The organism is Solimicrobium silvestre (genome assembly GCF_002976435.1).
GTDB lineage: Bacteria > Pseudomonadota > Gammaproteobacteria > Burkholderiales > Burkholderiaceae_D > Solimicrobium > Solimicrobium silvestre.
This window is the reverse complement of the sequence record NZ_PUGF01000004.1, coordinates 126,529-151,542: the sequence shown is the minus strand read 5'-3', so window position 1 is coordinate 151,542 and position 25,014 is coordinate 126,529. Positions and strand designations below refer to the sequence as shown.

The following is a 25,014-nucleotide window of genomic DNA, read 5'->3' as shown; positions in this document are numbered from 1 at the left end:
GATCGTGCTAAACTAGTTTCCATGGATACCCAAACTGAAAAAAGTGAACTCACCCTAGCGGCTATTATTAATACCGCGCTGGATATGGTTGCGACCCAAGGACTGGAAAGCTTGTCACTAGGCGAAGTTGCCAAACGACTGGGCATTAGCAAAAGCGGCGTGTTTTCACGGGTTGGCTCTCGTGAAGCGCTACGTGAAGCGGTGCTCGCCGAGTTTGATCGCCGTTTTGCCGACGCAGTGTTTAAGCCGGCAATGGCTCTGCCCCGCGGTCTGCCTCGTCTGAATGGATTAGTAATGGGCTGGATCGGGCGCGCCTGTAACGTCACAGGTTGTATCTATGTAGCGGGGGCTTTCGAGTACGACGATGTTGACAGCCCGATTAGGGAATGTTTGCAAACGAATATCTTGCAATGGCGCGGGATACTGCGCCGCACCGTTATTCAGGCGCTGGACGCGGGGCATCTACGGTCTGACACCGACCCCGAGCAGTTAGTGTTTGAAATCTACAGCTTAATGGTTGGCCTTATGCACGATGCCCGTTTTTTACGTGATCCTAAGGCGCAAGACCGGGTGTGCAGTGCGTATAAACGTTTGATTTCAACTTATCGCAGCTTTAATTACCATCCGTAGAGAAGTATGAGAGAGGTGTGCTGCCGCGACGCGACGTTTGTTTTTTAATGTGTAAATTTCGCACGATAGTGCGAATATGGAGTTTATTATGTTAATAATTATCGAATTCAGCATCTTTGCTATTGCCCTGAGCCTTGGTTATTTAATTCGCCGGATCGAATTAAGTGTTCCTAATTGCAATGAAGATTTTATTTTCTTTTGATTGGCTCAGTGAAGATTGCCTTACCTTCATGACTATGGTCGCTATCTGAAGAAAAACCACCCGCCTATTTTAAATACCGGGCTGACAGCACTGGCGCACTAATGCCCTGAGTGCGCGATGTCCAGGATCGCTGCCAAAGCGTGGATGCCAGGCTTGCGAAATCGAGACGATGGGGGTTGGTACCGGTAGTTCGCTAGTACGCATGCCGTAGCGCACGGTTTGCGTGGAGCGTTCGGCTACGGTGGCAATCAGGTCCGTCTCGCGGGCAATCGCCAGCGCTTCGGTAAACGTTGGCGCCACCGCGACTACTTTTCGGGATAAACCGAGTGCTGCCAGTGCGTCGTCAACGGGGCCGCTCATTCGACCTCGCCGCGACACGGTGATGTGACGTTGCTGCGCAAATAATTGCGGCGTGAGCACGTCAATACGGTCGAGAGGATGCCCTACCCGGAACACCGCAACAAAGCGGTCTTGGAACAATGATTGGCGGATAATTTCAGGGCCGATATCCGGGATCACGCCGATATCCAGATCAATCTTGCCATCCCTTAACGAATCCACATCTTGTAATCCTTGTGGTCGGAAACGTAGCTGCACATCCGGTGCAGCATCTGCCAGCAAGCCTAATAAAATGGGGCCGAAACTGGTAATAAAACCATCGTCCGCACGTATTGAAAAAGTGCGCTGAAGCGTGTGGAAATCGAAACCATCATCATTGCGTAACAATATATTTGCTTTTTGAATCAGCTCACGGGTTCCTTCGCGTAATGCTTCAGCGCGTGGGGTTGGTACCAGTCCTCTTCCAGCCCGCACGAAAATTGGGTCTCCGACCATTTCGCGAATCCGGTTCAAGGTGCGGCTCATGGTGGGGGCGCTGATATTCAAACGCTCGGCAGCCCCGGTCACACTCCCTTCAGTGAGTAAGGCATCAAGAGCAATCAATAGATTCAAGTCGGTCGGGTTCATGAGGGGCAAAGAGGATGGGTTTGATAAGACAAAAAATAGTTAAGCCAAAAATACCGGATTCGTCGTGCAGTGAAAGATCGTAGCATAGTAGCTTAATCTTATTGCTCTTACTCACGATGATCCGTGGCACCCAATTTCCAGTAACCGGCAGAATGAATCATCGCACGTGGAATTAGCCGTTCCACCACAAGATGACTGAGCACCGCCCGCACCATGGAAGATTCGCCTCCAACCCAATATTGACAATCTGAAGCATCAAAAGAGGCACGTTTAATCGCTTGTTCTAGTTGGCCAGTTGTCCCTGGCGGCTGTTTTCCTGCATGCAGCCAGTGCGTTTTTAGTTGAGCCGCACTGTCGAGTACTTGTTCTTCCCATTTATCACTCACTTCAACGAACATCTCTACTTGAACGTTAGGAGGTAACACCGCCACGATGGAGGCCATGGCGGGGAGGGCAGTTGCATCGCCAATCAGTATATGCCGGTGTGCACTGGGATTAATGTCATAGCCTGACCGTGGCCCGGCGAGACTGAGAATTTCACCGGGTTTCGCACGAGCTACCCAATAGGATGCAGGGCCATTGTCGCCGTGTAAAACAAAATCTAAATCCATGCGTCCATCAGCGGCGTTGAATCGACGGATAGTGTAGGCACGTCCCGTTGGCGGCATCGCGTTATTCGTTGGGAAAAACACTTTCATCCATTGAGTCGGTTTATCCACAACGAGAGTATGCAGGCCATCTCCCGCAACCGTGATCCTGCGCATGGCGGGCGTTACATCCCGGATCTGGATGACTTCGACCGGAATGAGTATGCGAGTGGTTGATTTGAATTTCATCAGAAGCTCCTTAATTAATTAATTAGTTTGTTTGCGAGGTCCGCGTGCAAGCCAGACAACACCCAGCGTTGCAGAGAACAAGAGAGTCGATAACAGGAAGAAGTCATTCAAGGAAAGCATGTGCGCTTGTATGTCAAGTTCACGCGCAATCAGCCCCCATGCCTGAGTTTCACTGAAACCAGTTTGTTTTAATGTTGAAATCGTACTGGCAACGTAATCGTTTAATGGAGTGAGTTGCGACACCAGATGGGTTTGATGAAAGCGTGAGCGCTGATCCCAAAATGTCTGCGCCAAGGAAGCCATCAAACTGCCGGACATCATACGAATCGCGGTTTGCAGCCCCGACGCGGCGGCTACTTTTTCCGGAGGAATACCGATCAGCGAAAGGCTGACGATCGGGGTGAGGAAAAAGCCTATGCCTATTCCTTGCGCCAGACAGGTGATCGCTATCGTATTGGCATCAACTTGTGTCGTCATGGTTGAGCGCCAGAATGCGACGGCGGCCCAGGCGATAAAGGCGATACTGGCAAAGCGTCGCGCATCGTTTTTGCTGACCCAGCGCCCAAGAAAGGGGGCGAGTGCGATACCGAAAATTCCCATTGGTGCAGTGACCAAACCGGCCCAAGTCGAGCTGTATCCCAGATTGGTTTGCAGCCAAAGCGGGATGAGAACCAGTGCGGCGAAATAGAGCCCGAAGCCGATCGCTATCGCGATTGTTCCTACTGCGAAGTTACGGTGCGCAAACAGCCGCAGATCAATGATGGGGTGCGTGGCGCCCAGCTCCCATATGATTAAAACGATGAAGCCAAGTACTGCCAGTATCGCCATGACGCAGATCATCGGTGATGCAAACCAGTCCAGCGTCCTGCCACGATCAAGTCCGATCTGAAGGCTGCCGACAGCGATGGCAATTAAGGCCAGGCCAATCACATCCACCGGTAATCGCACCGTTGGCGTGTCACGGCCGCGCAAGAGCTTAAGCGTTGAGGCAACGACAAAAAATCCAATCGGGGCATTCACCAAAAAAATCCACGGCCAACTGTATTGATCGGTTATCCAGCCGCCTAGCATGGGTCCGACCACCGGCCCGGCCATATTGGTCATCGCCCACATGGCAACGGCGAGTGTTTGGCGCTCGCGCGGAAAAACGGCAACCAACAAGGCTTGGCTAAGCGGCACAATCGGCCCGGCTACAGCACCTTGCAGAATGCGAAAAAATAGTAGGGATTCAAAAGATGACGCAAGCCCGCACAGTATTGATGCGATGGTAAAAGCGGTCACCGCAGCAACGAATAATTTGACTTGGCCGAAGCGTCGTGACAGCCAGCCGGTCAGTGGAATACAGATTGCATTCGCCACTGCAAACGAGGTAATCAGCCATTCTCCTTCCTCCGGGCTGATGCCGAGATTGCCGGAAATGGTTGGAACCGATACGTTCGCAATCGTGATATCCACTACCGCCATGAACGATGCCAAGCCAAGCGTTAGTGCTGCCAATGACCGGTTTGCGCCGTGTAGCGGAACAAGGGGTTGTTTGTCGGAAGAGGGCGTCATTTATGGCTTCCCATATTCTCTGCGATGATTTCCTTAACCCGTGTCTCTGCAATGCCGGCTTGCACATCGTAGAGCCCTGCTGCGTTATCGTCCTTCGGTTTCCGTGCCGCTGCCCACTGTGCATCGCAACTGGATGTATTGATTTCAACCTCGGTCGACATACCTATCCTGAGCGGATTGCGCAGCAGTTCGGCTGGATCCAAACTGATTCGCACTGGTACCCGTTGCACAATCTTGATCCAATTGCCGGTCGCGTTCTGGGCCGGTAGTAATGCGACCGCAGCGCCCGTTGCCGCTTCGATATCCTCGACACGACCGTGATAAATCAACGCTTTTCCATAAACATCTGCGGTTACTTTTGCACTTTGTCCAGGGCAGATTCCTTTGAGTTGGACTTCCTTGAAGTTAGCATCGACCCAAAGCCGGTCTAACGGGACAATCGACATTAACCGGTCACCAGGCCCTACACGGCGCCCGAGCTGCACGACGCGTTGTGCGACCATGCCGGAAACCGGCGCAACGATTCTGCTACGACTCAGCGCAATCAACGCTGCTCGCACGCGCTGCGCCGCTGCCTGAATATCTGGGTGAGAAGCGAAGGTTGATCCATCGATTTGGGCCAGCGCTTGCGCCCGTGCTTGTTGTGCTGCGGTATAGATAGCCTCGGCCTTAAGCACGGCATTAGCGGCATGACGAAGGTCTTCACCGGTGACGGCTCCAATGCTTGCCACTGCCTTGCGTTCGGCAAGATCGGCGCGTGCCTTGTCCAGTTCGGCTTGCTGCGCCAGGATATCGGCGCCATAGCGGGCGTCGTTCGCATACAGTCCGCGTACAGTGCGCACCGCCTGCGCTAACTTGGCTTCGGCCGCAGCCAGTTCTACTTGTGCATCGGTGGAGTCGAGCTGAATCAAGCTTGCGCCAGCGGCGATGCGATCGGTATTGTCGGCCATGATCCGTGTGACCGTGCCGGCGATTTGCGGCATCACCTGCACCACCTGTCCGCCAACATAGGCGTTGTCAGTGCTGCGCAGACTATCGTCCGAAAAAAATCGCCAGGCCGCGAAGGCAGATGCAGCGACGGCAATTGCGCCGAAAACGACCAGTAGCCTTTTACGGCGCGTGCTTGAAGGAGTTGCTACTATTTCTTGGCTTGCTTGGGGAGTGGTTTTATCAGTCATGATTTTATTTGTTGTTTGTTGATATCGATAGTGAGGTGATGTTCACGGCATGAGCGCAGCGTGGACGACGAAGTTAATTCACGAGTTGTTGAGTCAAGAGTTGGATGACGGGGCCCACGCACCACCTAGCGCACGTATAAGCGCTATCTGCGCGCTGGCGATCCGTGCTTCTGCCTCGGACAACTGGCGTTGGCGCAAGAGCAGCTCAGTCTTGGCGGTGAGTAGATCCATTGCAGTGGAAAAGCCATGCCGCACGCGCACATCTTGAAGTTCTGCCACGTGGCGCCAATGTGCTTCTGCGGTTTTTGCCTCGTTTCTGCGGAGTTGTTCGGACTCGAGTAGTGCAATGCCATCAGCCACTTGTTGAAGCGCAGTGGACAGCGTGGCGCGGTAGTTTGCTACTGCTGCGTCATATTCTGCCGTGCGACCTTTAAGCGTGCTGCGTAATCGTCCGCCGTCGAATATCGGCAATGTCAATACCGGACCAGCATTCAGTGCCGTGCTGCCTGCGCGCAGCAGATAGCCGACATCGAGGCTCATTAAACCGGCGAATGCCGTCAGATCGACATCCGGATAAAACGCCGCTTTTGCGACGCCAATTTCATGTGCCGCAGCGTCGACTTCGGCACGCCGTAGTGCTACATCAGGGCGGTAGCCGAGCAACACGGACGGAATGGCCGAAAGCGGGGCAGGGTCCGAAATGTTGACCAGGGAGGGACGTTCGATTTGCTCGGCAAAGCCCGGGTCTTGCCCCAGTAACGCAGCAATCCGGCTCTTGCGCTGAGTAATCTCGCTGTCAAGTCGGGCGATTTCGCCGCGTGTCACCGTGACGGCTTCATTGGCATGAATTGCATCGATGTCAGTGGCAAGACCTGCTTTTTGACGCGCTGCCAGCATGCTGATTATCTCTAGCCGGTTACCTAGCGCGGACGCGGCGAGATCGCGCGTTTTGTAAAACAAGTCGAGATCAATATAGGCATCCATCACCGCCGTCTCAAGCAGCAGCGTTGCGTCGGCAACTTCAGCCTGCGAGGCTTTTAATTGTTCACCCGCAGCGGCTTGTGCTTCCCGACGCTTACCCCAAAAGTCGAGATGGTAACGGACATTGACTGTCAGGCTGCCATCGCTCCCACCGCTGCCCGCGTAAGGGGCGGGATAAGTGTAATGATCGGGAAAGCGATCGCCTGCGATTTGAGCACCGCCAGTTATCGACGGTTTATTCAGGTCAAGCACCGCTTCGGCGCGATGCAAGTGCGCAGCCGCAGTTTGGATGGATGGTGCTTCCTGCATGGCGATTTCCAGCAAATGCGCAAGCTGAGGATCTTGGTAAAACTTCCACCATGTGACTGAACCGGTATCGCCGACATTGTTAGCTGCCGCTTGTGTAATGCGCTGACCGACGGCGATGTGCTCGATGTCTGGTGTTTTTAAAGTGGGGGAAATATTGTTGCCGGTAGCACATCCACAAAGTATCAGTGCTAACTCGGCGGTGAGGACATATGCGCCTGCACGCGTCGCTAATTGGCCTTTCATTGGAACTCCGTTTTTCGTTTTAGTACGGATATGCTAGTCCCATGCTGACCAATCAGAAATGACGCATGTGTTAATGTATCTTTTCATTTTTCGCAATCGATCATCAGCAATTGATTGTGAAAAAAATAATTATTAACATTGTCTCCCCCCAGAAAATCGAAGACTTTCTGCAAAAAATGCCTAATATATATTCATCACATAATTTCCCGTGATGCAGGAGCATTGCTTAACAAATTACGTAAAGACATGTTGAAACTCTGTGTCGGTACACCAAGGATTATTAAAGACTCATGCAGATAAAAAAACCTAGTCAAGTTCAAACATTCCTAGGTATAGCTATCTTGTTACTTGGATGCATAGCCGTTGCTGGCTGGATATTCCACGTGCCAGCAATGGTTGAAATAAAAGCAGGGCTCGTGCCCATGGTCTTTAACACGGGCTTATGTTTTGCTTTAGCTGGAGTGGCACTGGCGCTTCCAGAAATTATGCAATTGCCTCCCAGCAATCTCCAGACTGTTATGGGTGCATTTTTGATTGGATTGTGCTGCATTACATTGCTAGAAATAACGCTTGATAAGAATTTTGGCATAGACCTGGTGGCGTTGCATACCTGGTTGAATTATGACAATGTGCGGCCAGGCAGAATGGCACCGAATTCCGCGCTTGGTTTCATTTGTGCTGGATTAGTGCTTGTGCTAATGAACCATGTCAACTCGAAATGGCAGGCAATAGCGGTGCAGGTGCTGACATATGTCGTGCTTGTGATCGGATTAACTGGCTTGGTAGGCTATTACCTGAATCAGGACCTTCTGTTTGGCTGGGCGAGATCAGCCCGCATGTCCATAAACACGGCCATTGGAATGATCGTTACCGCCGGAGCTTTGCGTTTCAGCTGGCATCATGCCGATTGGTATCGTTCACAGAAATATCTGCGCGAAGATCAAAAAATTACGTTGGCCAGTGCCGCCATTATTATTGTTGTGATCATCACGGCAGGTTTGACGAGTTTCGTTGTGCTACAACAAACACTGGAAGCGACACTTAATCAAAGTCTGCGTACCAAGCTCAGCGAACGTAAAGTTCTGTTTCGCACGATTATCAATGCCGGTATTAATAAAGCGCAGGTAATCGCGCAAAATTATTTGGTAACGCAGCGTTTCATTGAGAGTTCCCGCAATGATCAGCTGAAACAAGAATTAGCTGAAGAAGCACGGAAAATACTTGGCTCCCAGTTCACGGGTGTTACTTTATTTGATCCGTTAGGTAAGCAAATTTTTGCGGGCGGGCAGAATCGATCGGCCGATAATATTCAAATCAAACTCAATACCCAGACATCGGCGACCCTATTTTGGGATGACGGTTTCTTCCTTAAAACAGAGTTTCCGATTGAGATTCAAACCAGGCAAATTGGGAAAATCGTGCTGGAGCAAAAGATGGATGAGTTTGAACACCAGATGTTTAATATTGATGGATTGGGCGCATCAGCCGAAATTGCAATTTGTACGGCAGTGAAAACAAAAATCCAATGTTTCCCGAATACGGTCAAATCAACACCGTTTATGGTCGAACCTGTTGGTGCAGCTGGCCATCCGTTGCCGATGGCTTATGCCTTGCAAAGTGAAACGGGTTTTGTGCAGGCATTGGATTACCGTCAAAAAAACGTTGCAGCATTTTTTAGCCCGTTGAGTAATAACCTTGGCATCGTTGTGAAAGAAGATACTGCCGAACTCTATGCGGGAATTCGAGACGCATTAGTTTCCTGCAGTTTGATCATTTGCATATTGTCAGGGTTCGGTATTGTATTGCTGAGGTTTCAGTTGCATCCGCTAACAAGCCGCTTATTTAGCTCTGAAAATAAGCTGCGTAAAAGTGAAAAAAGGTTGAAAGCTATTGCCGATAACATTCCGGCGATTATTGCTCATCTTGATGTTGAAGAGCGCTACCTTTTCATTAACGCACAAACATCTAAAACCTTTGATGCTGGCGACATCGACATTATCGGTCACACTATAAAAGAAATACGCGATCCCGAATTGTATGCACACTTGCAGCCATATATCCGCATGGTGCTTTCCGGACAGCGCGTTACGTTTGAAAGTTCATTGAATTTAAATGGGAAGCCGACACATTTACAGTCCAGCTATGTTCCAGATATCGACGCCGATGACAATGTGGTGGGATTTTACGCAATGACATTCGATATTACGATCCCTAAAAATAACGAACTTCGTCAACGGGAGCTGGAACAACAACTGCGCACAATTACTGACAACTTGCCCGTTCTCATTACGTATATCGATAAAGAACTGAACTTTAAATTCTGTAATAGAACCATGTTTAAGTGGATGGGAATTGAACCGCAAGACATTATTAATCACCCGGTCACGGATCTGTTTGGCATCACATTTTTTGAACAGGCCCGTGCGCAGATGGATCGTGCATTACGCGGTGAGCGGGTGGAATTTTCCAGTGAATTAACAGTGCGAAATGTTACGCGATTATTGCAAACAACGTATATACCGGAGCAGATCAGCGATGGCTCTATCGTTGGTATTTACACTCTGAGCAGCGACGTCACTGATTCTAAAATTATTGAAAATAAGCTGACGATGTTAGCTCGTGTGGACAGCCTGACCGGCCTACCGAACAGGCTTCAATTGAATGAAAAATTGAATGAGGCGATCAACCGTAAAAAACGTTCAAAGAAGGCCATGGCCGTTATGTTTATTGATATCGATCATTTTAAATCGATCAACGATACGATGGGGCACGCTGCAGGTGACGCCGTGTTGCGGGAATTTGGTCGAAGGTTAAAGGCTGCGGTACGAACCACCGATACGGTCGCACGTATGGCTGGTGACGAGTTCGTGATTATTATTGAGGAAATTCAGACTGTCGAAGAAGCAAAGCTGATTGCCGAAAAAATCATCGAACAGGCGAATCAAATTTGGCAGATCGGTGCTCAGCAACTCAGCGTAACAACAAGTATCGGGGTCGCATTCAACTTGGATGAAGATCTTAATTCAGATGAATTATTGGCGATCGCAGATAAAGCACTGTATCGCACCAAAGCAAATGGTCGTAACGGTTATTTTATTTTGCCGCCTGTCGTTTGTTAAAAAACCTCAACTTGCATGACACAACGAATATGAACGATCATGCCCGCCGATAAAGCGGCGCAGTCGCCATTTAGTTTGACGTTTACGTTAACGTCAAACCATGCTATCTTTCCCGCCATCAGGTGCTGTTGTCCCTTTTCGGGGAAGACAGTTAAACGGGAAAGCGGTGCGTCTCCACGGAAGTGGACGATCATGCCGCTGCTGCCCCCGCAACGGTAAGTAAGTGTGGTCGCGTCATCTACGCCACTGGTCATTAGACCGGGAAGGCGACGCGACAAGTCTTGCGAGCCCGGATACCGGCCTGGTGATCTGTCGAGAATGATCGCGGGCGGCGATGAATCCGGTTAAGACGTGCCTTTGTTGCCTTTGCGATTTTGTGCCGTTTCACCGTTTTTAGTAACTCCCTCATTATTCTTCCTAAGGTCTCGACTTCGTACGGTGGGTGCGGGTCGCGGCGCGCATTGTCCTTTCCTTGCAGCGCTTCCAAGTCGGGTAATTGCGCCCGGATTTTTGTCTGTGCTTTCGGTGCGGGCAGAGTCGCGTGCGCAGTACCCTTTTTAATCGTAATGGCCTGACTAAAATCGGGTCCGATCGGAGGAGACTTACTATGACCAACGCAGCATCCCAACTACCTACTGTCAAATTGATTATCAACGGTGAATTCGTTGAATCAAGCAGCCGCGAATGGCGCGACATCATCAACCCGGCCACGCAGGAAGTGATCGCCCGCGTTCCGTTCGCTACACCGGACGAAATCAATGCTGCGGTATCAGCAGCCAAAGAAGCGTTCACGACCTGGCGCAAAGCCCCGATTGGCACGCGTGCTCGTATCTTCTTGAAATACCAGCAGCTGATACGCGAAAACATGAAGGAGCTGGCCGCGATTTTGACAGCCGAACAGGGCAAGACCTTGCCGGATGCCGAAGGCGATATTTTCCGCGGGCTGGAAGTGGTCGAGCACGCCGCCAACATCGGCAATCTGCAAATGGGTGAACTGGCTAACAACGTGGCTGGTGGCGTTGATACCTACACCTTGCTGCAACCGATAGGCGTGTGCGCCGGAATTACCCCGTTTAATTTCCCGGCGATGATTCCATTGTGGATGTTCCCGATGGCGATCGCCTGCGGTAATACCTTCGTGCTGAAACCGTCCGAGCAAGATCCGATGGTGACCATGCGGCTGGTGGAACTGGCACTGCAAGCCGGTATTCCTCCCGGCGTGCTGAACGTGATTCATGGCGGTGAACAGGCTGTTAATGCCATCTGCGACCATCCCGATATCAAAGCGATTTCCTTCGTTGGTTCTACCAAGGTGGGCACGCATGTCTACCACCGTGGAACCCTCGCCGGTAAACGCGTGCAATGCATGATGGGTGCCAAGAATCACGCCGTCATCCTGCCTGATGCAAACAAACAGCAAACCATTAATAGCCTTGTCGGTGCCACGTTCGGTGCTGCCGGACAGCGCTGCATGGCGGTATCGGTTGCGCTGCTGGTCGGGGATGCGAAGGACTGGATTGCAGATCTGGTCAGCACCGCTAAAACCTTGAAGGTCAATGCTGGCACTGAGCCCGGTACCGACGTTGGGCCGGTAATTTCATGCGCTGCGTACGATCGCGTCGCGACAATGATCGAGCGCGGTATTGCCGAGGGCGCGAAACTGGAACTCGATGGGCGTAATCCGAAAGTTCCCGGTTACGAAAAAGGTAATTTCATCGGCCCGACTATTTTCTCCGGTGTGAAACCTGGCATGACCATATACGATCAGGAAATCTTTGGGCCGGTACTGTGTCTGGCAACGGTCGCTACGTTGCAAGAAGGGATTGCAATGATTAACGCCAACCCGAACGGAAACGGCACAGCGATCTTTACCCAATCCGGCGCAGCGGCACGCGTGTTCCAGGAAGAAATCGATATCGGTCAGGTTGGCATCAACGTGCCAATTCCAGTTCCGGTGCCATTGTTTTCATTCACGGGTTCACGTGCTTCCAAGCTGGGCGATCTGGGGCCTTACGGCAAGCAGGTTATTACGTTCTACACCCAAACTAAAACGATTACACAACGCTGGTTCGACGACAGTACGTTGTCAGCTGGCGTGAACACCACCATAGCCCTCAAGTAAGGGGCCGCGATGGACTTTGAACTGACACAGGAACAGCTCGCGTTCCAGCAATCGGCACGCGATTTCGCTGCCGGTGAGCTGGCGCCGCATGCTGCGGAGTGGGATGCAAATTGCACCTTTCCAATTGATGCGCTGCGCCATGCCGGAGAACTCGGCTTTTGCGGCATTTATTCACCCGAGGAGGAGGGCGGGCTCGGTCTTTCTCGGCTTGACGCGGCCATTATTTTTGAAGAACTGGCCGCGGTTGATCCGTCCACTACCGCGTATCTCACCATCCACAATATGGCCACCTGGATGCTGTGCGAATGGGGAACAGAGGAGCTGCGCAAACGCTGGGGCAAACGATTGACCAGCGGACGCGAATTCGCCTCGTATTGTTTGACTGAAGCTGGTTCCGGGTCTGATGCCGCAAGCCTCAAGACCCGCGCCGAACCGGTAGCCAATGGTTATGTACTGAATGGTTCCAAGGCCTTCATCTCCGGTGCCGGAGTCAGCGCATTGCTGGTTGTGATGGCACGCACCGGCGGCTCGGGCGCAACCGGTATTTCTGCCTTCGCCGTACCAGCCGATACGCCCGGTATCAGCTTCGGTCGCAAGGAAGAGAAGATGGGCTGGAACAGCCAACCTACGCGTTCCGTTTTTTTTGAAAATGTGCGGATACCTGCCGATCATCTGCTCGGCGACCTTGGTGACGGTTTCCGGATTGCGATGCGTGGACTGGACGGCGGGCGCATCAACATAGCCACCTGTTCGGTCGGTGCCGCGCAAGGCGCACTCAATGCCGCGCAGATTTATGTCAAAGAGCGCAAGCAGTTTGGACGGGCACTGGCCGACTTTCAGTCAGTCCAGTTCAAGCTGGCCGACATGCTGACCGATCTGGTGGCCGCCCGACATATGGTGCGGCTGGCCGCCACCAAGTTGGATGCCAAAGCGCCGCACGCCACGGCGTATTGCGCGATGGCGAAACGGCTGGCGACCGATATCGGTTTCCAGATCTGTAACGACGCATTACAGATCCATGGTGGTAACGGTTACATCCGCGAATACCCGCTGGAGCGTCTGGTACGTGATACCCGCGCGCATCAGATTTTGGAAGGCACCAACGAAATCATGCGCAGCATCATCGCCCGTAAATTTCTTGAAACCATAATGATAGGAGATATCCGATGAGTGACTATACCAATCTGCAACTGGAGATCGAAGGACACACCGCCCTCGTTACTCTGACTAACCCTTCCGCCAACACCTTCACGCGTGACGGCCTGATGGCGCTTACGCAACTGGTGCACGATCTGAATGCAAGGCGTGATGTAGTCAGCCTGGTGATTACCGGTCAGGGAGAAAAATTCTTTTCTGCGGGAGCGGATCTGAAGCAATTTGCCGACGGCGACAAAGCCATGGCTCGTGAAATGGCGCGTCGATTTGGCGAAGCATTTGAAGCCCTATCGCAATTTCGTGGTGTGTCGATTGCTGCCATCAACGGTTATGCAATGGGCGGCGGGCTCGAATGCGCACTGGCGTGCGATATCCGCATCGCAGAATCGCAAGCGCAAATGGCCTTGCCGGAAGCATCGGTCGGATTATTGCCTTGTGCTGGCGGCACGCAGAACTTGGCCTGGCTGGTTGGTGAAGGCTGGGCCAAACGGATGGTGTTACTAGGAGAGCGCATCAATGCTGACACGGCACTGCGCATCGGTTTAATTGAAGAAATTACCAAGACCGGCGAAGCCCGTGCACGCGCTCTTGAGCTGGCAAAAATGACCGACAAACAAAGCCCGACCAGCATTGCCGCTTGCAAGAAATTGATACAAGGTGCTCGTCACGCACCGCTTGCGCATATGCTGCCGCTAGAACGCGAAGCCTTTATTGATTTGTTCGATTCGTATGATCAACAAGAAGGCGTAAATGCATTTCTGCAAAAACGGCCAGCCCGTTGGAGCAACGCATGAGTGCGCCGGTACTGTTTGAAGAGCGCAGTGCCGCAAACGGCATGCGTATCGGCATCGCTACGTTAAACGCGGAAAAATCGCTCAACGCTTTGTCACTGGAGATGGTGCATTTGCTCACTGAACGCCTTGCCGCGTGGTCAGTTGATACCGGGATTGCATTTGTCGTTTTACAGGCTGCAGGTGAAAAAGCGTTTTGCGCGGGCGGCGATCTGCAAAACCTGTATCGGGCCATGCGTGCGCATCACAGTTCTGCCGAACGTGACGATGTCAGCGCTAATGCGTATGCAATGGAATTTTTTGCGGATGAATACCGGCTCGATTATCTGATCCACACTTTTCCGAAACCGGTGCTGTGCTGGGGCGACGGTGTCGTGATGGGCGGCGGAGTCGGTCTGATGGCCGGTGCCAGTCATCGCGTAGTCACAGAACAGACGCGGGTGGCGATGCCGGAAATATCGATAGGCCTGTTCCCTGATGTGGGCGGCTCCTGGCTATTGTCGCGCATGCCCGGAAAAATCGGCCTGTTCCTGGCGCTGACAGCAACTCAGGTGCGTGCTGCCGATGCCCTGTTTGTGGGGCTGGCCGATTATGCCTTGGTGCGTTCAAATAAAGATGCTGTGTTCGCCGCTTTGCTACAGCAATCGTGGAATAAATTTGCTGATGATAATCACAGTTTTCTCTCTCAGGTTTTGCGTCAGTTTGCTGATCCGACGCTGGCCGAAGCCGGGATGTTGCAGCAGAATTTTGCCGCGATCAATGCGCTCTGTGATCGAACCTCAGTTGCCGAGATTGCAGCTGAAATTCACGCCGCAGCCGGCACCAGCCCTTGGTTGGCTAAAGCGGCGGCGACGCTGGCGGGCGGCTCTCCCGGTTCTGCACAACTATCCATGGTATTGCAACAGTGCGCAGCGTCTAAGCCGCTTGCCGATGTATTTCGCATGGAATATATCGTCGCGCTGCATTGCGCCGCACGTCCGGATTTTGCCGAAGGTATACGCGCTTTGCTGATCGATAAAGACGGCAGTCCGCGCTGGCAACCGGCATCGCTGGAGCAAGTCAGCCACACATGGCTGGAAGGTTTTTTTGCTGAACCGGCATGGGCAGCACATCCTTTGAAAAACCTCGAACACACATCACCATCTGCACCTATTTACGGAGCCGAATTATGAGCAATATCGTTATGAGCAATATCGCATTCATCGGGTTGGGCAATATGGGCGCACCGATGGCCCACAATCTAGTCAAGGCCGGTCACACAGTAACCGTCTACGACCTGTCGCAAGCAGCCGTTGCGCGTCTGGTCGAAGCTGGCGCACATCCGGCGTCGAGCGCTTCTGCGGCGCTTGATAATGCAGAGATTGTCATTTCAATGTTGCCAGCCAGCGCGCACGTAGAATCGCTATACCTTGGCGAGAACGGGATTCTGGCGCAGATTCCAGAAGGGACGTTGATCATCGATTGCAGCACAATTGCGCCGCAGGTAGCGCGCAAAGTAGCGCTGGCTGCTGCTGCAAAAGGGTTGAGCATGATCGACGCACCGGTCTCCGGCGGAACAGCTGGCGCAGCAGCGGGAACCTTGACGTTTATTGTCGGTGGCAGTTCTGCGGCGTTGGAATTGGCACGCCCGGTTCTATCTGCAATGGGTAAGAATATTTTTCATGCGGGCGACTATGGCGCCGGGCAGACTGCCAAGATCTGTAACAATATGCTGCTCGGCGTGCTGATGGCGGGAACCTCTGAGGCATTGGCACTGGGTGTTGCGAATGGTCTTGACCCGAAAGTGTTGTCCGACATTATGAGCAAAAGTTCGGGACGCAACTGGGCGCTTGAAGTGTACAACCCCTATCCGGGCGTGATGGAAAACGTTCCTGCTTCCAAACACTATGCTGGCGGCTTTGGCGTCGATTTAATGCTGAAAGATCTTGGCTTGGCAGCGGAAGCTGCACTGACTGCCCGCGCATCCATCCCTCTGGGAGAATTGGCGCGCAATCTGTATTCGTTGCATAGCCAGGGTGGATCAGGCAGCCTGGATTTTTCGAGTATCTTGAAACTGATTGCACCTGCGAATCTGGACAAACCTAGTTAGGATGAAATCGCTTTACGCGTGGGCGCCTCAAAATTTATTGAGGCACCGATCGGTCGTATCAAGAAAATGAGCGCAACCAAAACGCAGCAATCATGCTGCGTTTTTAATTTCATAATCTGAATTCAGGCGGGTTCTTCGTTGCTGGGCGCACGTAAAATGAAGCTAATGCCTGCCCCGTTCAACGCTGCGGTCAATGCCAGATTAGCGTCATTGACGATCAAATGACCCGTAACGGAAATTTCAAGCGTTTGTTCTTTATCCATGAAAATCCATGGCGTGATCACCTCTGTAGATGGGCTTTTGATACGAATGCATTCGTGTTTTTGTAAATCGCGTGGGGTATGCGGCAACCCGTTCTTCGAGAGTTGCTGCAGTGTTCTTGCCGTTGATATGTCTATCGGTATTGGTTACTTTGTTTAGGAAAAAATAGCGTAAAGCAGCTAATGCCTGCGCTACTGGTTACGTCCCATGTTCCTTGATGAAGCAGCATAATGCTGCGAACAATGGATAAGCCAAGACCGCTGGCATCCGACGATCCGCGGCGGGAGGCATCGGCGCGATAGAAGCGATCAAATAGCCGAGCAATATGGTGCGCTTCTATAGTCGGGCCGCTGTTTTCCACAATCATGCTGGTACCTGCGGGCTCCTGCTTTACCAGTAAACTGATTGTCGTGCCTTCATCTGCATAGCGCACGGCATTAGACAATAAATTCGCCAACGCTCTGCGTAGTAAATTGGCGTCGGCCCACACTAGTCCTGCGCCATGCCACTCGAGTTTAAGATTACGCTCATCCGCAAGCCCTTCAAAGTAGTCCACCATCCGTTCTAATTCATTGGCGACGTCCAGCTGCTTTCGCTCAATAGCGTGGTCTGCATGTTCTGCTCGAGCGAGAAATAACATGTTGTCGGTCATTTTTGACACTCGCTGTAACTCCTCAAAATTGGAGCCCAATAATTTCTCGTAATATTCGGTGCTGCGTTTTTGGCTGAGTGCCACTTCGGTTTGCCCCATTAAATTGCCAATGGGTGTACGCAGGTCGTGCGCCATATCCGCCGAGACTTGGCTCAGTTGCGCAAAGCTGGTTTCGAGCCGATTGAGCATGGCGTTGAATCCTTCAATCAGCGGTAATAGTTCACGCGGTGCCATACTGCTGTCTATCCGTGTAGAGAGATTACCAATGCCGATGGCGCCGGTTTGTGCCGCCAGCCAGCGAATTGGTATCAAGCTATGGTAAGCAATCCAATATGCCAGCGCCGCTGTCAGTAACGCTGCTATCAGAGCGACTTCAACTATTTGCTGGCGATACGTCATTAACATATGTGTGCGTTCAGTTAACAGGCGGCCTGAGGTAATTTGCAAGTCATGAACGTTGCGGTGTTGATCAATTATTTGAACAGTAGTGGAGACAACAATAAAGGGTGTGCCATTTTCTACGGAATGCCGCACCGAAGAGAGGTCTAGTACGGTACCGACCGGCATCGGTGGAATTTCAGGTACTGCGATATGCCCGGGGTTCACTTCGATGAGCGGTTGTTGACCAGGAAATTTTAATATCAACAAGGCTTCACGATTGCCGAGCATATTGGCGAATAATTCGGGCTTTTCTTTGATCAGATTTAATATATCTTCGTCGCGCAACAAGGTGCGTATTTGATCTACGCGGGTCACCAGTGCAGCATCGTCGCGTTTTACCAGTTGAGCGACCAATGCTGCATACAACGTGTAGCCGATAGTCGCCAGCAAAACAAACGAGAGTGCGGCAAATAGCAGTGCTAAGCGAGTTAAAAGAGAATGGCGTTGATTTTTCATGGCTCCACTTCGCAGCGGTATCCCACACCGTGGACAGTGTGGATCAGTTGAACCTCAAAAGGGTCGTCGATCTTTTTACGAAGTCGCCTCACTGCCACGTCAACTACATTGGTATCACTGTCAAAATTCATGTCCCAGACTCTTGATGCAATAAGAGACCTGGATAATACCTGCCCCTGATTTTGCATAAAAAACTGTAATAGCGAGAATTCCTTATTGGTCAGCGCAATGCGCGAATTAGCGCGTGTCACTTTTCTGGCCGGTATATCGATTTGCAAATCTGCGATGTTGAGAACTTCAGATTGCGGTACCTGAGCACCGCGACGTAATACGATCTTTACTCGTGCCAGCAATTCTGCAAATGAAAATGGTTTAACGAGGTAATCATCCGCACCCAGATTCAATCCTTTTAGTCGATCTTCCAACGTGCCGCGAGCCGTCAAGAACAAGACCGGTGTTTCAGGTTGCTTATTGTCGACCTGAAGCCTTCTCATTACCTCCCAACCGTCCATGATTGGCATCATCACGTCAAGTATGATCAGGTCATAATGAAACTCCTGCGCCATGTGTAGCCCGTCGCTTCCATTCGTTGCGATATCGACCACATAGCCGGATTCAGTTAGCCCATTGTGTAAGTAGTCACCTGTCTTGATTTCGTCTTCGATGACAAGAATTCTCATGCTAACTTCCTTGCTCGGTGAGCTTCATTGTTAAAACCGGAATTCGGTATTGTAGGGGTAAAGGAAGTAATCGTCTTGATGAAGTTCCGCCGCAATTTACTTGAAAATAGTCAGCGGCGGTCAGCTCCCTGCATGCAGTTATTAATTGCCAAGTGATTTTGCAGCATCTTCGATCATCGCAGCGACTTCATTGGGTTTGGAGATATAAATAGTATGTGCACCGTCTACTTCAACTGTGTGGCTATGCGCGCGGGCGGCATACATACGTTCAAGATCAGGATTGATAGCCCGGTCTTGTTTTGCCACCATGTACCAACTTGGTTTGACGCGCCAGGCGGGGTTGGTGATCAGCGTAGTATTCACCTTGGCTGATGCAGGTATTTGTGAGCGGGCCATGAATTCGGCCTGATCGGCTGGTAAATCAGCAGCAAAGTCCTCATGGAAGTGGGCGGGGTCGACAAACACAAATCCATCCGGCGTCGTTATCGTGCGTATTTTTCCTGGAATTTTATTTTTATTAGAAGCCGTGGATTCGCCTTCGTCAGGTGCATGCGCGGCAATATAAACCAGCCCAGCTACATGCGGATCGGTACCGGCCTGTGTAATGACCGCGCCACCATAACTATGACCGACAAGAATGCTCTGGCCCGGCTGACGCGCTAATACCCTCACCGTAGCGGCAACATCCTCACTCAATGAGGTGAGCGGCTCTTGCACCATCGTTACGTTGTAACCGTCTTTGGTGAGAATGTCGTACACCGGCCTCCAGCCGGATGCATCGGCAAACTGGCCATGTACCAGAACAATATTATTAATAGGCGCGGCGGAGGCGGGGGATGCAGTGAACGCCAGTAATACGGCTGAAATCGTAGCTGAAGTAATTGCAGCTATTGCACATTTAGGGACAATGGCGATGTTCATGATGATTCCTTTTAATTTGATTTAGGGAGTACTACTTGCTGTAGTGTTTTAGTAGTATGGGCTTCCGCCACCAACAGCCTTATGACGAAATCATTACAAAAAAATGACAAAGGGTTGAATCTCATAAATTGAAAAATCCCCTTGAGTGCTCAAGGGGATTTTGATGTGTGCGCTATTAATTTTGATAGTGTTTTCAAGTTGATAATTTACGGGTTTCCGCATCAATAATTTTCAGTTACTTACCTCGTACCCATCCAATACTCAATACATAGCGTGAGCCTTTATCGACCCGGGTAACACTATGCTCGCTCACATCTGGGCGAAAATATTTGATGCGATTCGATGTGTAAATCGGATTAGCACAACCAAATTCTCCGCCTGATCCGGCACGCTTGATAACGATATTCAAACGGTAGTGCGCGCCTTGTTTGACTGCATCAACATGCGGGGCAATTTCAGCGCCTTCCGGAAATTTCAAAATATAGCAATCAAACGGCAGCGGCCACATGCTTTGCAGAAGAAGCATCTTGTCATAGCCCGACATCTGACGGCCACGTTGCCAGCGGAATGCTGTCTTGAAATAATTTTTTATTAGAGAGAAGGTGTTATTCATTATTTCAATTTAGCGTTATGTTTTAGTTGCATTTTTCTTGGCTTTTGCCGCGCTTTCTCTCACCAGAGGGCCACCAACTGGACATATCGTTGCCAGGCAGGTGTGCAGTGTTCCAATCAAATTATCATCAGCCAGGCTGTAATGTACAAACTGGCCTTTCTTTTCGCTTTGAATCAGATCTGCGTTTTCAAGAATTTTCAGATGCTTGGAAAGCGATGGTTTGCTCATTTCAAAACGCTCAGAAATTTCTCCCGCAGTCATCGACGATTCCGACAGATAAGCCAGAATCTTGCGGCGCGGTGTGGAAGCCAGTGCTTCAAATATTTTATCGATCTTCATATTTATTTAGCTAATTAGTTAATTAGTGTGTAGTATAGCAGCGAATGTCACATTAAACCATGACCAAAACAGGGAGTCCAGATGAAAAATACCAACCCAATGACAGAGGATGTTTGGCTGGTGTACGACGGTGAATGCCCGGTTTGCAAAACTTATTGCAAATACATCCGTATCCGGGACGCCGTTGGGAAATTGCATCTGGTCGATGCGCGTAATTCCGGCGAATTAATGGATGAAATTACTAGGGCAGGGTTGGATATAGACCAAGGCATGGTACTGAAATTCAAAGGGGCGATTTATTACGGACCAGATGCGATTCATATGTTAACGCTGCTGAGCTCGCCTTCTGGAATTTTTAACCGTATCAATTATTACGTGTTCCGTACAAATTTTGGTGCCAAGTTTTTTTATCCAATCTGCAAGGCGTTTCGAACTGCGTTGCTCAAATTGCTTGGAATTAAATATATCGAAAATTTAAAACAGGCTAGGTGATGCACAAACAGATTCTTTGCTTAAAAAACTAATATGAGGTTGTTATGAAATCTACACCAGCAAGCTTGGATAATCATAGGGCAAGTTCGAACTCAATTACATGTGCAACCATCGGGAATGTTCATTATTCACCTGTCAAATCGCTCTGGTTTTTGGGCATGGCAGGAGCCGCGATAGTTGGTGGAATTTTTACATTTTCTTGGGCCGGACTAATATTATTTGTGATCAGTACTGGAATCGTTCTATTACTGGGACATTCGTTGGGAAGTCATCGTAAATTGATACATAACAGCTATCAATGTCCAAAATGGTTGGAGTTTTTTTTCGTCTATCTGGGCGTACTGGTGGGCTTGGCTGGACCACTAGGATTGCTGCGCCAACATGAACTACGTGATTATGCGCAACGTTTACCAAACTGCCATGATTACCTTCGGCATGGCAGATCTTTTTGGGCGGATGGCTGGTGGCAAATTCACTGTGAACTTGAGCTTACCAATCCACCGGAAATACGCATTGAATCATCCATATTAAATCAACGATTTTATCAATTTTTAGAATACACATGGATGTGGCAGCAACTGCCCATCGCCATCCTGTTTTATTGTTGGGGTGGCTGGGGATTTGTATTCTGGGGCGTATGTGCACGAGTGACAGCAGGAATTTTTGGACATTGGTTGATTGGATATTTTGCGCATAACCACGGTGGCATGCACTATGAAGTACGCGACGCCGCTGTTCAGGGCCGCAATATTCATCTCACTTCGTTATTAACGATGGGGGAGTGTTGGCACAACAATCATCATGCCTATCCAGGATCAGCTCGATTGGGAATTCATTCAGGAGAATGGGATCCGGGCTGGTGGGTATTGGTCGCACTGCGCCGTATTGGTCTGGTATGGAATATCAGGTTACCCGATGATCTTCCTGTGAGAACAGAACTAGTCGAATTGCGATCAGATATGCCAACCGACCTGAACATTAAAAATAAGGCAGATAGATGTTGGATACAGGCCCGTCTGTACTTTAAACAATAATTAACTTAAGAAAATCATCATGAATAATATTGCCCAAGAACTAAGCATTGCCAAAGTAAAACGTTCGCAGCGATATTTTAATAAAGCCAGTTTATCTATTTACGATTTCATTTTGTATGGATTTATTTCCAAGTACGCTTGGGGAAGTTCTATCCAGCGGCTGGATGCGCATTATAAAAAATATGTGAGCTTAAGCCATCTGGAAGTTGGCGTTGGTACTGGTTATTTATTAAATAGAATTAAATTTGCGACACCTAGTCCGCGCTTAGCCTTAATGGATCTCAGTCAAGCTTGTCTGGAAAAAACGAAGATTAAAGTTTCCCGATATGCGCCTGAAATATACGTTCAGAATTTGCTGGAACCAATGCAACGCAGTATTCCGCAATTCGATTCAGTCAGCATTAATTATGTTCTGCATTGTATTCCTGGGAGCATCAGTCAAAAATGTCAGGCATTACTCCACTTGAAACCTCTGTTAAAGCAGGATGGCATTTTGTTCGGTACAACGGTGCTATCCACGGGCGTTCCGAAAAATTTACTGGCTAGGCCTGCGATGTCATTTCTAAATTTATTGGGTGTTTTCAATAACAGCGAAGACAGTGCCATCGACTTAGAAAAGTTTTTAAAAGCCCACTTTAAAATTACCCATTTTGAAGTCATTGGCGTAACGGCGTTTTTTGCTGTGAAAATTAACTGATGATCCACTCTTAAAAAATACAGGCTCACTGAAATGAAAAAAATAATTTTAGGCAGGTACCTGCCATTGTTTGCCAAGCGGGTTATTTATACAGATCAACGAGAATCGTCGGCACAATCGGTATTTCGTAATGCACTTGGAAGTACATGGAGTGATCTTCCTGAACAAATACGGCAAATGCATGATGCACCTTCCGGGACAAAATTTAATGGAATTGCGGAAATTAAAAGAGGTAATAGCTGGTTGGTAAAATTCATTTTAATTATTTTTAGATTTCCCAATGAAGGCAATGATGTGCCAGTTGAAGTATGCATTACAAAATCTTCCGACGCAGAATCTTGGCAACGCAACTTTAATGGGAAAATATTTAGAAGCGAAATTAGCAATGGACAAGGTAAATATGAACACCTCATCTGCGAACGATTTGGGCCATTTACCTTTGGTATTGCTTTAGTACCAGAAAATGGAAAATTGAACTACGAGGTGAGGAGATGGAGATTTTTACAAATTCCTTTGCCGGGTTTCCTGTGCCCGGGAGGTGACAGTTTTGAATACGTAAGCAATGACAAATTCTACTTCAATGTCGAAATAAAATATGCGCTGAGTGGTTTGATTGTGAGTTATCGCGGATGGCTCATCGCAAACTGAAATAATACGGATTCTGGGTCAAGCATAACATTCCAGCTTCTTTATAAATTATGGAAGTAGTAGACTTGACCGCTGCTGCCGTGAATCTTTTCTCTGTCAATTAATCATCTCTATGAACATTTTTGTACAGAAGCATTGGGATTAATTGCTGCTCTTTTTCATCGTCAAATCCACAATGATCTTTCCATTCCAAGGGATTTTCATATGTTCCAAATAGCATGTCCCACCACGTAATATCGCCATAATTATTTTTATGACGCTGATATTGATGATGAATGCGATGCATCTCTGGCCGCTGGAAAAAATACCCAATCCATCGCGGTGTTCTAATGCTGGTGTGATAGAAAAATTCTCCCAGCGCAGTTAGCATCGTATAAAAGGCACCGGCTTCCAGTGATAATCCTAAGAAGGTGTAAACAAGAAGGCTGCCAATAATTGAGTTCACAATCATTTCGATTGGATGTTTATAAAAAGAAGTAATGACTTCAATGCGCTGAGGACTATGGTGAATTTGATGAAATCCGACCCATAGAAAATTAGATTCATGGCGCCATCTATGCCACCAATAAAAGATAAACGTGGCGATGAAGTAAGCGATTAAGCCACCAGCAACCGGATGCACATGGTTAGATAGATGAAATAACGACCACGCTGATAGCCAGCGCTCCCAGCTTATCCCAGCGAGTAAGACAACACCTAGTTGGACGCAGTTAATTGCTAATACGCGTAACGGCCAAGTTTTTACTTCAGGCAGGTGCCATCCGGGGATAACACGTTCCAGAACAAAGCAAAAAGCAAACACGAAAAAAATAATGGTCAGTGACATGGCAACCTCAGCTTAAATGATTGGTTGTGTCTACGTTGCCATTAAAAATCGGATTCAATTCCGGGCTATTTAATAAACTGGCAGGGGTGATGGTTTCTCTTTCCCAGGGAATTTGACCGAAATACCAAACCTTCCAAAATCCTAAATTAATATCCGGCCGACTCGCCAGCATTTCTTTGAACGTTTCAATTTTTCCAATAGAGACCCCTGTCGCATCCTTCACGACTTCATAAACAAATCGGGAGCAAAATTCTTTATGCGAATGAAGATTAAAGCCCGTATCGTAAAAAATTCCTGAGCGCTCCTTTACACCACGTTGAATCATTTGAATTTGTTGCGGCGATAAATCAGATTTAAGTCTGGTGACAGCGACGTGACCTTGCTCAGATCTGGCGACAAATTTAGTTAATGTCGTCGTGCGCGAAAACGGAAAGGTACTTTCGCCAATCAATGGTTCGGAGCCATCAATATCGGTAACGATGCCGACATGATTAGTCCATGTTCCGGTCGCGTCAGCTACTTCACGAAAGGGCCTGGCTGAAACGCGGATAAAGATTAAATCCCCGACTTTGAGAGTCTTAGCGATCTGGTCAATTGATGTAGATTGCGACGTTGGATTTTGTACATCGGGAAGTTGAACTGCATTAGCGTGCAATGGATAAAAAAGAACGGCAGCTATCAACGTGAATGCATAGATTGGATTGAATTTTGATTGGTGAAATGAGTTTGTATTGATAAACATGTCAGCTCCTTCGATTGGTGGAAGAGAGCGCACAGTG

General features: G+C 49.5%; 24 protein-coding genes and 1 riboswitch. Of the genes, 11 read left to right on the top strand and 13 right to left on the bottom strand.

Features of this window, described 5'->3' with window-relative positions; genetic code table 11:
* The first annotated feature begins 21 nt into the window (after positions 1-21).
* Positions 22-630 (top strand): TetR/AcrR family transcriptional regulator, encoded by a 609-nt coding sequence (locus S2091_RS06265; protein ID WP_105530941.1) that lies wholly within the window; start codon positions 22-24, stop codon positions 628-630.
* A 271-nt stretch (positions 631-901) separates the two neighbouring features.
* Here the strand turns inward: S2091_RS06265 and S2091_RS06260 are convergent, their stop codons facing one another.
* The 5 genes from S2091_RS06260 to S2091_RS06240 all read right to left on the bottom strand — a co-directional run bounded on the left by S2091_RS06260 (position 902) and on the right by S2091_RS06240 (position 6,899).
* Positions 902-1,798: a LysR family transcriptional regulator gene (locus tag S2091_RS06260; protein WP_105530940.1), complete on the bottom strand. Its 897-nt coding sequence runs from the start codon at positions 1,796-1,798 to the stop codon at positions 902-904.
* Positions 1,799-1,905: 107 nt separating this feature from the next.
* Positions 1,906-2,634: a siderophore-interacting protein gene (locus S2091_RS06255; protein ID WP_105530939.1), complete on the bottom strand. Its 729-nt coding sequence runs from the start codon at positions 2,632-2,634 to the stop codon at positions 1,906-1,908.
* Positions 2,635-2,652: 18 nt separating this feature from the next.
* Complete coding sequence (locus tag S2091_RS06250; protein WP_105530938.1) at positions 2,653-4,188, bottom strand: DHA2 family efflux MFS transporter permease subunit; 1,536 nt, start codon at positions 4,186-4,188, stop codon at positions 2,653-2,655.
* The gene (locus tag S2091_RS06245) at positions 4,185-5,366 is read right to left on the bottom strand and encodes an HlyD/EmrA/EmrK family protein (protein ID WP_105530937.1); all 1,182 of its coding nucleotides are present in this window, start codon (positions 5,364-5,366) and stop codon (positions 4,185-4,187) included. The genes S2091_RS06250 and S2091_RS06245 overlap by 4 nt, the downstream gene beginning before the upstream one ends.
* A gap of 93 nt (positions 5,367-5,459) precedes the next feature.
* Positions 5,460-6,899: an efflux transporter outer membrane subunit gene (locus S2091_RS06240; RefSeq protein ID WP_105530936.1), complete on the bottom strand. Its 1,440-nt coding sequence runs from the start codon at positions 6,897-6,899 to the stop codon at positions 5,460-5,462.
* A gap of 290 nt (positions 6,900-7,189) precedes the next feature.
* Between S2091_RS06240 and S2091_RS06235 the strand changes: the two genes are divergently transcribed.
* The 6 genes from S2091_RS06235 (at position 7,190) to mmsB (ending at position 16,175) form a co-directional block, all read left to right on the top strand.
* Positions 7,190-10,018: a sensor domain-containing protein gene (locus S2091_RS06235; RefSeq protein WP_105530935.1), complete on the top strand. Its 2,829-nt coding sequence runs from the start codon at positions 7,190-7,192 to the stop codon at positions 10,016-10,018.
* Positions 10,019-10,121: 103 nt separating this feature from the next.
* A riboswitch (cobalamin riboswitch) is annotated at positions 10,122-10,337 on the top strand.
* Between the two features lie 288 nt (positions 10,338-10,625).
* Positions 10,626-12,140 (top strand): CoA-acylating methylmalonate-semialdehyde dehydrogenase, encoded by a 1,515-nt coding sequence (locus S2091_RS06230; RefSeq protein WP_105530934.1) that lies wholly within the window; start codon positions 10,626-10,628, stop codon positions 12,138-12,140.
* Positions 12,141-12,149: 9 nt separating this feature from the next.
* Positions 12,150-13,310: an acyl-CoA dehydrogenase family protein gene (locus tag S2091_RS06225; protein WP_105530933.1), complete on the top strand. Its 1,161-nt coding sequence runs from the start codon at positions 12,150-12,152 to the stop codon at positions 13,308-13,310.
* Positions 13,307-14,089 (top strand): enoyl-CoA hydratase, encoded by a 783-nt coding sequence (locus tag S2091_RS06220; protein ID WP_105530932.1) that lies wholly within the window; start codon positions 13,307-13,309, stop codon positions 14,087-14,089. Before S2091_RS06225 ends, S2091_RS06220 begins: the two co-directional genes overlap by 4 nt.
* Positions 14,086-15,258, top strand: a complete 1,173-nt coding sequence (locus S2091_RS06215) for an enoyl-CoA hydratase/isomerase family protein (RefSeq protein ID WP_105530931.1) — start codon at positions 14,086-14,088, stop codon at positions 15,256-15,258. The genes S2091_RS06220 and S2091_RS06215 overlap by 4 nt, the downstream gene beginning before the upstream one ends.
* Before the next feature lie 11 nt (positions 15,259-15,269).
* Positions 15,270-16,175, top strand: a complete 906-nt coding sequence (gene mmsB, locus S2091_RS06210) for a 3-hydroxyisobutyrate dehydrogenase (protein WP_105531042.1) — start codon at positions 15,270-15,272, stop codon at positions 16,173-16,175.
* A gap of 122 nt (positions 16,176-16,297) precedes the next feature.
* Here mmsB and S2091_RS24770 read toward each other — a convergent pair whose 3' ends face one another.
* The 6 genes from S2091_RS24770 to S2091_RS06180 form a co-directional block, all read right to left on the bottom strand.
* Positions 16,298-16,438: a hypothetical protein gene (locus S2091_RS24770; protein ID WP_243405332.1), complete on the bottom strand. Its 141-nt coding sequence runs from the start codon at positions 16,436-16,438 to the stop codon at positions 16,298-16,300.
* 131 nt (positions 16,439-16,569) lie between these two features.
* On the bottom strand, positions 16,570-17,985 hold the full coding sequence (locus S2091_RS06200; RefSeq protein WP_105530929.1) for a heavy metal sensor histidine kinase: 1,416 nt from the start codon (positions 17,983-17,985) through the stop codon (positions 16,570-16,572).
* Positions 17,982-18,665, bottom strand: coding sequence for a heavy metal response regulator transcription factor (locus S2091_RS06195; protein WP_105530928.1), 684 nt, complete (start codon positions 18,663-18,665; stop codon positions 17,982-17,984). Before S2091_RS06195 ends, S2091_RS06200 begins: the two co-directional genes overlap by 4 nt.
* Before the next feature lie 141 nt (positions 18,666-18,806).
* A complete protein-coding gene (locus S2091_RS06190; RefSeq protein ID WP_105530927.1) occupies positions 18,807-19,586 on the bottom strand; it encodes an alpha/beta fold hydrolase in 780 nt (259 codons plus the stop codon).
* Between the two features lie 235 nt (positions 19,587-19,821).
* Positions 19,822-20,199, bottom strand: a complete 378-nt coding sequence (locus S2091_RS06185; RefSeq protein ID WP_105530926.1) for a 2OG-Fe(II) oxygenase family protein — start codon at positions 20,197-20,199, stop codon at positions 19,822-19,824.
* 15 nt (positions 20,200-20,214) lie between these two features.
* Positions 20,215-20,538, bottom strand: coding sequence for a metalloregulator ArsR/SmtB family transcription factor (locus tag S2091_RS06180; RefSeq protein WP_165794927.1), 324 nt, complete (start codon positions 20,536-20,538; stop codon positions 20,215-20,217).
* A gap of 81 nt (positions 20,539-20,619) precedes the next feature.
* On the opposite strand from S2091_RS06180, the gene S2091_RS06175 reads away from it, so the two are divergent.
* Genes S2091_RS06175 through S2091_RS06160 form a run of 4 tightly spaced genes read left to right on the top strand, consistent with a single transcriptional unit; the run spans position 20,620 to position 23,409 of the window.
* The gene (locus tag S2091_RS06175; protein ID WP_207769643.1) at positions 20,620-21,030 is read left to right on the top strand and encodes a DCC1-like thiol-disulfide oxidoreductase family protein; all 411 of its coding nucleotides are present in this window, start codon (positions 20,620-20,622) and stop codon (positions 21,028-21,030) included.
* 44 nt (positions 21,031-21,074) lie between these two features.
* On the top strand, positions 21,075-22,064 hold the full coding sequence (locus tag S2091_RS06170) for an acyl-CoA desaturase (protein ID WP_112886591.1): 990 nt from the start codon (positions 21,075-21,077) through the stop codon (positions 22,062-22,064).
* A 19-nt stretch (positions 22,065-22,083) separates the two neighbouring features.
* The gene (locus S2091_RS06165; protein WP_105530925.1) at positions 22,084-22,761 is read left to right on the top strand and encodes a class I SAM-dependent methyltransferase; all 678 of its coding nucleotides are present in this window, start codon (positions 22,084-22,086) and stop codon (positions 22,759-22,761) included.
* Between the two features lie 33 nt (positions 22,762-22,794).
* Entirely contained in the window at positions 22,795-23,409 is a 615-nt protein-coding gene (locus S2091_RS06160) for a DUF4166 domain-containing protein (protein ID WP_105530924.1), read from the top strand.
* 100 nt (positions 23,410-23,509) lie between these two features.
* Here the strand turns inward: S2091_RS06160 and S2091_RS06155 are convergent, their stop codons facing one another.
* On the bottom strand, positions 23,510-24,235 hold the full coding sequence (locus S2091_RS06155; protein WP_105530923.1) for a sterol desaturase family protein: 726 nt from the start codon (positions 24,233-24,235) through the stop codon (positions 23,510-23,512).
* 7 nt (positions 24,236-24,242) lie between these two features.
* Positions 24,243-24,977: a YebB family permuted papain-like enzyme gene (locus tag S2091_RS06150; protein WP_105530922.1), complete on the bottom strand. Its 735-nt coding sequence runs from the start codon at positions 24,975-24,977 to the stop codon at positions 24,243-24,245.
* Between the last annotated feature and the right edge of the window lie 37 nt (positions 24,978-25,014).

Excerpts from the sequence above, each read along its gene's own strand:
- S2091_RS06265 (WP_105530941.1), top strand. The coding sequence starts at position 22 with ATGGATACCCAAACTGAAAAAAGTGAACTCACCCTAGCGGCTATTATT.
- S2091_RS06260 (WP_105530940.1), bottom strand. The coding sequence starts at position 1,798 with ATGAACCCGACCGACTTGAATCTATTGATTGCTCTTGATGCCTTACTC.
- S2091_RS06255 (WP_105530939.1), bottom strand. The coding sequence starts at position 2,634 with ATGAAATTCAAATCAACCACTCGCATACTCATTCCGGTCGAAGTCATC.
- S2091_RS06250 (WP_105530938.1), bottom strand. The coding sequence starts at position 4,188 with ATGACGCCCTCTTCCGACAAACAACCCCTTGTTCCGCTACACGGCGCA.
- S2091_RS06245 (WP_105530937.1), bottom strand. The coding sequence starts at position 5,366 with ATGACTGATAAAACCACTCCCCAAGCAAGCCAAGAAATAGTAGCAACT.
- S2091_RS06240 (WP_105530936.1), bottom strand. The coding sequence starts at position 6,899 with ATGAAAGGCCAATTAGCGACGCGTGCAGGCGCATATGTCCTCACCGCC.
- S2091_RS06235 (WP_105530935.1), top strand. The coding sequence starts at position 7,190 with ATGCAGATAAAAAAACCTAGTCAAGTTCAAACATTCCTAGGTATAGCT.
- S2091_RS06230 (WP_105530934.1), top strand. The coding sequence starts at position 10,626 with ATGACCAACGCAGCATCCCAACTACCTACTGTCAAATTGATTATCAAC.
- S2091_RS06225 (WP_105530933.1), top strand. The coding sequence starts at position 12,150 with ATGGACTTTGAACTGACACAGGAACAGCTCGCGTTCCAGCAATCGGCA.
- S2091_RS06220 (WP_105530932.1), top strand. The coding sequence starts at position 13,307 with ATGAGTGACTATACCAATCTGCAACTGGAGATCGAAGGACACACCGCC.
- S2091_RS06215 (WP_105530931.1), top strand. The coding sequence starts at position 14,086 with ATGAGTGCGCCGGTACTGTTTGAAGAGCGCAGTGCCGCAAACGGCATG.
- mmsB (WP_105531042.1), top strand. The coding sequence starts at position 15,270 with ATGAGCAATATCGCATTCATCGGGTTGGGCAATATGGGCGCACCGATG.
- S2091_RS24770 (WP_243405332.1), bottom strand. The coding sequence starts at position 16,438 with ATGGATAAAGAACAAACGCTTGAAATTTCCGTTACGGGTCATTTGATC.
- S2091_RS06200 (WP_105530929.1), bottom strand. The coding sequence starts at position 17,985 with ATGAAAAATCAACGCCATTCTCTTTTAACTCGCTTAGCACTGCTATTT.
- S2091_RS06195 (WP_105530928.1), bottom strand. The coding sequence starts at position 18,665 with ATGAGAATTCTTGTCATCGAAGACGAAATCAAGACAGGTGACTACTTA.
- S2091_RS06190 (WP_105530927.1), bottom strand. The coding sequence starts at position 19,586 with ATGAACATCGCCATTGTCCCTAAATGTGCAATAGCTGCAATTACTTCA.
- S2091_RS06185 (WP_105530926.1), bottom strand. The coding sequence starts at position 20,199 with ATGAATAACACCTTCTCTCTAATAAAAAATTATTTCAAGACAGCATTC.
- S2091_RS06180 (WP_165794927.1), bottom strand. The coding sequence starts at position 20,538 with ATGAAGATCGATAAAATATTTGAAGCACTGGCTTCCACACCGCGCCGC.
- S2091_RS06175 (WP_207769643.1), top strand. The coding sequence starts at position 20,620 with ATGAAAAATACCAACCCAATGACAGAGGATGTTTGGCTGGTGTACGAC.
- S2091_RS06170 (WP_112886591.1), top strand. The coding sequence starts at position 21,075 with ATGAAATCTACACCAGCAAGCTTGGATAATCATAGGGCAAGTTCGAAC.
- S2091_RS06165 (WP_105530925.1), top strand. The coding sequence starts at position 22,084 with ATGAATAATATTGCCCAAGAACTAAGCATTGCCAAAGTAAAACGTTCG.
- S2091_RS06160 (WP_105530924.1), top strand. The coding sequence starts at position 22,795 with ATGAAAAAAATAATTTTAGGCAGGTACCTGCCATTGTTTGCCAAGCGG.
- S2091_RS06155 (WP_105530923.1), bottom strand. The coding sequence starts at position 24,235 with ATGTCACTGACCATTATTTTTTTCGTGTTTGCTTTTTGCTTTGTTCTG.
- S2091_RS06150 (WP_105530922.1), bottom strand. The coding sequence starts at position 24,977 with ATGTTTATCAATACAAACTCATTTCACCAATCAAAATTCAATCCAATC.